This window comes from Bowmanella dokdonensis, from assembly GCF_017254865.1.
Lineage (GTDB): Bacteria > Pseudomonadota > Gammaproteobacteria > Enterobacterales > Alteromonadaceae > Bowmanella > Bowmanella dokdonensis.
The window spans coordinates 1-310 of sequence record NZ_JAFKCV010000284.1; the positions used below are offsets into that span (position 1 = coordinate 1).

The window sequence follows — 310 nt, forward strand, 5'->3', positions numbered from 1 at the left end:
CCAGCAGCCACATGGATAGCACGACTTATGCGATGACCCGTGACGCCAAACAATTGGCCAGCGGCTTTGCCAGCCGCAATCAGCAGCATGTGCTGGCGGCAAGGCTTTCAGGTAAAGCAAGCTCTGCATTCCTGACCCCACCGGAAGGAAGTGATGCCTTAACATCACTGAGTGACGGTGAGCTTAATGCGATTCTTATCGCTGACACGGATGTATTAACCGATCGTTTCTGGGTCAGTCAAAGCAATTTCTTTGGCCAGACTATCTTTACACCCTTTGCCAATAACGGCGACTTTCTGACCAATGCAGT

The 310-nt window shown here is 51.0% G+C and carries 1 protein-coding gene; it reads left to right on the plus strand.

Annotated elements, in window-relative coordinates; all coding sequences use genetic code 11:
* Positions 1-11 precede the first annotated feature (11 nt).
* A partial coding sequence (locus J0A66_RS22600) for a Gldg family protein (protein ID WP_439098893.1) occupies positions 12-310 on the plus strand: 299 nt, incomplete at its 3' end.